The organism is Mesorhizobium sp. M7A.F.Ca.MR.362.00.0.0 (assembly GCF_004023175.1).
In the GTDB taxonomy this organism is placed as follows: domain Bacteria; phylum Pseudomonadota; class Alphaproteobacteria; order Rhizobiales; family Rhizobiaceae; genus Mesorhizobium.
Genome location: NZ_RZTF01000412.1, coordinates 1 through 5,518, shown reverse-complemented (window position 1 = coordinate 5,518; position 5,518 = coordinate 1). Strand labels below are relative to the sequence as shown.

6 protein-coding genes are annotated in these 5,518 nt (G+C 60.8%); 2 read left to right on the top strand and 4 right to left on the bottom strand.

Features of this window, described 5'->3' with window-relative positions; genetic code table 11:
- The 4 genes from EOC06_RS31605 to EOC06_RS31590 all read right to left on the bottom strand — a co-directional run.
- Positions 1–1,295, bottom strand: a 1,295-nt coding sequence (locus EOC06_RS31605; protein WP_164898837.1) for a hypothetical protein, incomplete at its 3' end; no start/stop codon positions are given.
- A gap of 87 nt (positions 1,296–1,382) precedes the next feature.
- Positions 1,383–2,636: an SGNH/GDSL hydrolase family protein gene (locus EOC06_RS31600; RefSeq protein WP_128309634.1), complete on the bottom strand. Its 1,254-nt coding sequence runs from the start codon at positions 2,634–2,636 to the stop codon at positions 1,383–1,385.
- On the bottom strand, positions 2,633–2,941 hold the full coding sequence (locus tag EOC06_RS31595; protein ID WP_128309633.1) for a hypothetical protein: 309 nt from the start codon (positions 2,939–2,941) through the stop codon (positions 2,633–2,635). The genes EOC06_RS31600 and EOC06_RS31595 overlap by 4 nt, the downstream gene beginning before the upstream one ends.
- Before the next feature lie 8 nt (positions 2,942–2,949).
- On the bottom strand, positions 2,950–4,629 hold the full coding sequence (locus tag EOC06_RS31590; RefSeq protein WP_164898836.1) for a phage terminase large subunit family protein: 1,680 nt from the start codon (positions 4,627–4,629) through the stop codon (positions 2,950–2,952).
- 180 nt (positions 4,630–4,809) lie between these two features.
- Between EOC06_RS31590 and EOC06_RS31585 the strand changes: the two genes are divergently transcribed.
- Together EOC06_RS31585 and EOC06_RS31580 are read left to right on the top strand one after the other, a co-directional pair.
- Positions 4,810–5,268, top strand: coding sequence for a hypothetical protein (locus EOC06_RS31585; protein WP_128309631.1), 459 nt, complete (start codon positions 4,810–4,812; stop codon positions 5,266–5,268).
- The coding region (locus EOC06_RS31580; RefSeq protein ID WP_206631295.1) for a bifunctional DNA primase/polymerase at positions 5,268–5,518 on the top strand (251 nt) is incomplete at its 3' end. The genes EOC06_RS31585 and EOC06_RS31580, both read left to right, overlap by 1 nt.

Here is a 5,518-nt window from a genome sequence, read left to right as displayed (position 1 = left end):
TACATCCACAGGTGATATTCGTCGTCGGTGATGAGGCCGTCCGACAGATCCTGGCGCAGTCGACTGGACTTCAAGGTGAGCTGCGGCTCGAGTTCGGTGTCGGGGCGCAGCTCCGCCTTGCGGAACACGACTTCGACAAAGCCCTGGAAGCCCTGCTGGTGCATGATGAAGGAGAAGATGTTCTGCAGCAGTTCGGCGATCGGCTCGTTGAGCTCGTCGGCGTTCATGGCAGCGATGCGCGCCTCGACCGAGCCGGTGTTGACGCCGGAGGCGCCGCGGCCGATCACGGTCGCCATGGTCTTGAGCGCAGCCTGGTTCTGGGCGTTGAGCGTCTCGATGACAGCGGTGATGTCGACGCCGGCGCCAGGCTTGGTGTCGTTCATGATGGACGGCTGCACGCTGTCGAAGTGGATCAGCGGCTGGTCGGAACGCAGGCCCTCGATCACGGAACGGATCTCGCCGAGACGGTTGGCCTTCCACTCGCGCAGCTTGATGTCGTCCGACTTGATGTTTTCGGGGGCGTTCTTGGTGAGCACCTCCTCGACCACTTCGACAGCCATGCGGGGAAAGCCCGTCAGGCGCATGATGCGGTAGAGGTCGTTGATCACCTGCTGGCGCGCGGCGATCGTGTTGATCGACGACACGAAGGTCGAGGTCCCGTAGATTGAGGTCGGATCCTTGCGGTAGTGCGAGACGAAGAAATTCGGGATGTCGAGAGGGATCTCGTCATTCGAGCCCGCGATCTTCTGGACCGGCTTGTATTCTCCTGGCTTCTTTTCGTACCACTGGATGGTCGACAAATCGACGTTGCGGATGCGGTCAGGAAGCAGCTGCTTGTCGACGATCATCTCGGCGGCGATGCCACCGCGGAGCAGGCACATGTAGCGCAGCTCCTCGGCGATCGAGCGCATGGATTTCTTCAGCTGGAAGCCCAGCGTGTAATCGGTCGGCCGGCCGATCTTCTCGATCGCCAGCATCAGGCTCTTGGTCGCGTCCCGGTCGATGTTCTGTTCCAGGTCGCGCGCGAGCACGATCCAGTCGGTGTTCGCCATCGTCAGGTAAGCGTTGAGCGCGGCCGAGACGTCGGGGTCGAACTTGAACAGGGATTGCAGCAGGACACGGCTGTCATCGGACTGCCGGGACGTGAACAGATCGGTCAGATGGTCCCGGTACTGCGGCACCGTGAGGACGCGATCTACCTGTTGCGGGTTGAAAGTCGGCGTGGAGGCGGTGCCGCCAACCTTGGCTTTCTTCTTCGCAGGGATGATCGCGCTGAGAAAATCGAAAACCGCCACGGCATGTCCTTAATGTCAGTCCACCGACAGATGGGTATCCGCTATGGGCAAGGACACTTGGGTGTGCAGCGTCGTGCTGCAGATGATCTACAGCCCCGCGCGAGAGAAACGCGTGGGGTCGACCGCGCCGCTGTCCTGGATGGCCTGGTAAGCGAAGGGTGTTCCGTGGAGGCCGTCAGCCGTCCACTTTGCAGCCGTCCCGTCCGACTTCCACTTGCCGCTGTTGCGCGCGATTTCGACCTGATCTGCGATCTCGAAGAAGCCAAGCGAATTGGCGACCCCCGCGCGGATGGCATCGTTGTAGGCGCTGATCTGCGCAAGGTTTGTGTTGACCGTCTGGCCGGCGGAGGTGGCCCAGCTGTTGTTGCTGGTCGCGGAGGGCGACGTCGTGGTGGTGTAGCAGCGCTTGGTCGGGAAGTAGCCAAGAATGGTCTGCTGTTCAGCAAGCACCGTAGCGGCGGTCTTGTTCTGACCGGTGCCGGAGCGGAGGGCGTTGATCGCGGTCTCGACCACGACATGCGAGCAATAGCTTTGCAGCGCCGCCCTGCGCGTGTGTGAGGCGATGAACTCGGAAAGCGTGTCGCCGGACGATCCAGCGTTTATGTACGCCAGAGACGGGCCGATGGAGCGCGCAAGCTCGCCGGTGTCGCCGGCAGCGTTGAAGAAGTCACCGAAGCCAGCGACTCGGCTATCGCCAATGAGCAGCACGGACGGATTGCGCGTCATACCGATGATGGCAGTCGGGTGGCAGATGGCGGCGGTGTTGTCGGTCTTGTTGGGGACCAGAGTGCCACCCATGGTCTTGTCGGTGATGCCCGACGCGCCATACTCGTATGCCTCGCCGTTGGCGAAGTCACAGGTCCAGAAGTTTGTGCCCGAACTCGCGTCCGCGAACACAATGGAGTGAGTGGCGACCGCGTAGGAGCGGACCCAGAACTTGGCGCCCTTGGGGATGTTGACGTTTACCCAGTCCGAGAGCAGCGGGGCGATACCCGTGGCCGTGCCGGAGACGGCGCCCGATGCGAACGTGACCTGAGTGAAGGTGCCGGCCGGGTACTCGATGGACGCCCGATAGACGATGTTACCCGTGACGTTCACTTCGGCCTTGGTGCTCGTGCGGTACCAGAACCAGGCGGGGAGCTCGATCTTGATCGACGTGAGGTCATCCCGCGCGATGTGCATGGTGCGGGCGTTGGCCAGCTTGTTCGTGGTCGATAGATTGGTCGGGATGCGGCACCGGGTCGCGACCTGGCCGAGGTAGAGTGAGGGCAGCACGACGGGCGGCCCGCCGGCCGCTGCCAGGGCGTGACCAAGCCGGAGGCCTAGTCCGAAGCGCATCATTCCGAGATCACCGCCAAGGTGAAGCCCGGGGAAGCTGAGAAGGTATAGGGCACACCTGCGATCAAGGGCAGGCAGTCGCCCACCACGGCGTTCGGGTCGCCGCCAAACTGGACCCAGACGTCGCCGCCCAGCGCGGTCAGCATCCAGACCTGGTCGGTCTCTTCGCACATGACCGCGGACTTCTGCGTGACCTGTGTCACGACGAGCGTTTCAACAGCGACAAAACTGTCGCTCATGACCGGCTTCATGCCGGCCTCCTTCGACTGTGTTTCAGCGATACCGAGGATGATGTTGAGCTTGGCCATGGAGATCCCTATCGAAGACCCAGGACAGATGGGGACTTGATGCGGGTTCTGTAATTGAGGCCTGCCTCACTCTGCTGCACCTTGGAGACCAGGCCGAAAAGCATCGCCATCTGGCGCTCTTCTTGCTCGTCTTGGCTGGAGATGTAGTCGTGGATCCGCAGCGAATGGAAGAGATAGCCGAGCGCGTGGAAGAAGTGGTCGTCGCCGGTGAGCTTGACCCATTTGGCCGGCTGTTCCGCCAGCTCGACGCGCACCATGTCCTGCAGGTGTGTCTGGATGATCAGCTTCTTGTTGCCGTAGCCGGCGAAGTTGACGTGCAGGCCGCGGATCATTCCGACCGTCTTGTCGATGATGCCTGTTCTGTTCGACGAGACGTGGGTGATGCTGTCCATCTCGTCCTTGACCAGCGTGACGGGCGCCGCCTTGAGGCTGGTCGAATATTCGATGGGCATGATGATGCCCTTCGAGTCGTCTCGGATTTCCCTGGCGAGCGGCGCGTATGGGTTAAGATCCATTCCGCCGGCTACGACGCGGTAGCGCGTCCTGATCTCAGCCAGCTTCTCCTTCAGTTGGTCTGATGGAACCTGCAGCCATTCAAAAACAACCGGTACCGAATGTCGGAGGTCAGCCACGACAACATGACAGGTCTGACCGACGTCCACACCCACAGCCACTGGAGATCCCAAGGGTACATCAATTGCTCCTTCGCCATGCATTACCGCTTCGATCTCCGGGATGGAGAGGCGGGCATTCGCGTCGTTGTAGGGTTCGCCGAGCACGGTGTTGTACCAGCGCCGGATCGAGTTCTTGCGCTTGTAGTCGAGCAGCTGCTCGACGATGTAGCGGATGGTGTTGAGCTCCGGCGCGCAGTACGGGCGCACCCAGTAGCCGCGGGAAAGGCGGCCGGGGTGTCTGGGCACCCACTCGAACCTGGTTGGGTCCAGAAGGTCGAGCTTGCTGCCGCACTGCTCACACATGGTGAAGGCGTTATCCAGGTCCATCTTCATCGCCATGTCGGCGTCGATCTCGGAGAGGTCGTTCAGATCCGAGGACAGGCCTTTGATGTTGATGAACTTGGGGGTGAAGGTCGGCAGGTTCCAGTGGTTGCAGCGCGAGCACCGGCAGAGGTACTCGTGCTGGTCCGACGCCTTGTACATGCTGTCGATGCCGTAGCCGTCGAACGTCGGCGTCGAGAAGCCTTGGCGGATCTTGATCCGGGAGCCCTGCAGACGCGAGCCATAGAGAGCCAGGATTTCCTGGTCGGTCAGGTCGACCTCGTCGTTGAACATGATGTCGGCGTTGATGGAGGTGGCGTCACCTTCCTTGCCGCCGGTGATGAAGCCAAAGCTGTCGTCCACCTGGTAGAGGTCCATCGACCGGTTCGGCTTCTTGGACGCCTCGTGCTGGTTGAAGACCGGCTCCTCGTCCACGATCGGCTTGATGCGCGTCTTCGAGACACGCTTGTACATCTCGTCGTTGGGGAGGCTGAAGATCCCGTTGATCGCGTTGGTCCGCTTGAGGAACGAGAAGAATTTTCGGATCTGGATCTCGGTCAGACCCACCTGCGAGCACTTGATGACCGCCAGGTTGGGGTGCATGTCGTCGACAATCTGTCGCTGAAACTCGTAGCCCTTGAACGAAAAGGGCTTTTTCTTGAGGCTGGTGTTCGCCTCAATGAACTGAGACATGGACATTTCAGCCCCGTCTTCGGGAAACTTTTGTGTCAGACGGCTCAGAAAATCCTCGAACAGGCTCATGTCCTGTATATCGGCTTCTTGTTTCCGGATTTCTTGCTTCTTGTCCTAGAGTAGCCGGGTCGTTGTTCAAAAAATAACCCCCACATTAGGTCCCCCAACCCGGAGTACCCGATGTCGAATTTTTACCCTACGCTGCCGGAGGCCGTTGTCCTCCAATTGCGGGTGGTGCTGAACCAGATGCGCGACACCCCGCACTATCTGGACGCGGCGCCCTACACGCCCGCCATGATTGACTTCCTGAAAGAGCTGAATGGCCGTGTTGCTGACGCGCCGACCGTTGTCTTCGAAGGCGAAGAGGGTCGTCTTGATTACGTCGAGCAGGAAATCGTGACCGTCCTCAAGGACCTCACCACCCTCGTCGGTAGCCTCGGTAACGCCGACCACTCAGAGAAGCTCCAGGTCGCCAAGGCGCGCGCCGGCTTGATCGAGAAGCTCGTCAGCGCCCGCGAGAAGGTCTGGACCATGAAGGGAATGGCCGATTTCCAGGCTCAGGTGGTCGGTTTTCTCACGGATATCTGCACGCCGGACCAGATCCAGACGTTGAAAGAGCGCGTGAAAGGGGCCGAATAATGGGTATTTTTGCCTCTATAGCGCCGAAATATTGGGCCCTCGGCAAGCCTGCGATCCCGCTTCGGGTCGGTTTCAAGCGTCCGTGGATCGATGCGTGGCAGGTTTTCGCCGACCGCATGCCCACCGAGCGCGAGCAGCGTGAGTGGCTGACCCAGAAAGGTGACGGCAACATCGGCATGCCGATGGGTGCGGCCTCCGGCATCGTCGCGATCGACGTCGACAGCGACGACCCCCGCGTTCAGCGCATCAT

What these genes read in the sequence shown, in the direction of transcription:
- EOC06_RS31600 (WP_128309634.1), bottom strand. Translation starts at nt 2,636, where the DNA reads ATGATGCGCTTCGGACTAGGCCTCCGGCTTGGTCACGCCCTGGCAGCG.
- EOC06_RS31595 (WP_128309633.1), bottom strand. Translation starts at nt 2,941, where the DNA reads ATGGCCAAGCTCAACATCATCCTCGGTATCGCTGAAACACAGTCGAAG.
- EOC06_RS31590 (WP_164898836.1), bottom strand. Translation starts at nt 4,629, where the DNA reads ATGTCTCAGTTCATTGAGGCGAACACCAGCCTCAAGAAAAAGCCCTTT.
- EOC06_RS31585 (WP_128309631.1), top strand. Translation starts at nt 4,810, where the DNA reads ATGTCGAATTTTTACCCTACGCTGCCGGAGGCCGTTGTCCTCCAATTG.